Here is a 1,597-nt window from a genome sequence, read left to right as displayed (position 1 = left end):
CTGCATGTGCGATGATTCGTGGTCGTAGTACGTATTTAAAAAAGCCGTAGATAATGATGATAACCAACGTTAGCAACACATTTACTTTGTACATTGAAAACCAGGCCAAAAGCTCATCAAACATTTTTTACCTCAAGAATACTTTGCTTCAACTTCATACTTGTTGTCTGTCTACGAGCATAAGCTATTCATAGTTTACGCTCATTCTATCTTCACTCTGGATATACTCCGACTCGGGGTCCACAAGCGCTCGTCCTGCCATTGCGGTTCGACCCAGCAACATAGGATATCGCATATTAGAGCGGTCAGTTAAGGTGATAGGTATCGTCCAATGACTTTTCCCAATGCAGACACTCGCTTCAATCAAGCAACGCTTCTCTTTAGCCTCATTATTGGTCTTAACAAGCCTTTTGTCGATGAGTTTTGCTGACCGTCTACTCGCCCTTCGGTCAGGAAAGACATCCTTTGGTAAATCAAAACTGACCCAAGTTTCATTATCCCTCTCTTCATACTCAATATTTTCGACGTGCAAAGATGAGTTGTTAGCGCCGGTGTCAACTCTTACCTGAACGTTGAATAAATGTAGTCCAGGTAGGTCAGCGTACTCGACTGCACCTAGTAAGATCTTTCCATCCAGGTATTTCGCGAAGGAACTTCCCACAATTGTTTGCTCCTCACTTAGATTTCTATTCTTGGAAAAGTTATCATGGCTCATTTAACAATACCTCGGATTCACTGACCAAATTGTCATTCATTAGTTCTAGATTTTCAGCCACTTCGTTTGGCTTGGAAAAATAAGCAATATGAAATAATGCTTCACCCTCCTGTGCTAATGGGATGTTCTGTTTACCAATAATAATACCCTTAGCATGACTCGTGATGGTGTCTAATACTCGACCAAACGGGTCTTGAATATCTGCCAGCGCATCGCCTTTCTCCACGAGCTCACCAAGCGTTCTTTTATAACGGATAAAGCCACTGTCAGTTGACCTTACCCATCCTGACTGCCTAGCAATAAAAGGTTCATATTTAAGCTTGCTTCGTCGTTTGGTAAGCATATCTAATGAACGCATAACGTTAACGATGCCTCTTACACCCGCACGAATAGATAATTCATCAAATCGCAATGCTTCACCTGCTTCATATAAAAGTACTGGTACGCCCAGTTCTCCAGCAGATTCTCTCAACGATCCATCCCTTATATCGGCATTAAGTACAACAGGCACGCCAAAGGCTTTTGCAAGTTCATTTGTTCTTTCATCATCTAAATTTGCTCGTATCTGTGGCAGATTTGAGCGATGAATCGCACCTGTATGTAAATCAATCCCGTAGTCCGATTTTGAAACGATCTCTTTCAGAAACTGGTTTGCAATTCTTCCTGCTAACGACCCTTTAGTCGAGCCGGGGAAGCTTCTGTTTAAATCTCTTCTGTCAGGTAGATAGCGGCTTTGTGAAATGACGCCATAAACATTTACAATGGGGACTGCTATGAGCGTTCCCTTCATTCCTCTAAGTTGTTTACCTTGAATTAGGCGACTAATAATCTCAGTACCATTTAACTCATCACCATGAATCGCAGCGCTAACGAACAATACCG

The 1,597-nt window shown here is 42.1% G+C and carries 2 protein-coding genes; both read right to left on the bottom strand.

Annotated features, from left to right (window positions below; translation table 11 throughout):
- Positions 1–184: 184 nt before the first annotated feature.
- The gene (locus A3756_RS25330) at positions 185–715 is read right to left on the bottom strand and encodes a RimK/LysX family protein (protein ID WP_082865127.1); all 531 of its coding nucleotides are present in this window, start codon (positions 713–715) and stop codon (positions 185–187) included.
- Positions 705–1,597: succinylglutamate desuccinylase/aspartoacylase family protein (locus A3756_RS25325; RefSeq protein ID WP_068554998.1), on the bottom strand; the 893-nt coding region annotated here is incomplete at its 5' end. The genes A3756_RS25330 and A3756_RS25325, both read right to left, overlap by 11 nt.

It is taken from the genome of Oleiphilus sp. HI0086 (genome assembly GCF_001635225.1).
Note: the sequence above shows the minus strand (reverse complement) of the source record. Positions and strands in the feature narration are given on the sequence as shown.

What these genes read in the sequence shown, in the direction of transcription:
- A3756_RS25330 (WP_082865127.1), bottom strand. Translation starts at nt 715, where the DNA reads ATGAGCCATGATAACTTTTCCAAGAATAGAAATCTAAGTGAGGAGCAA.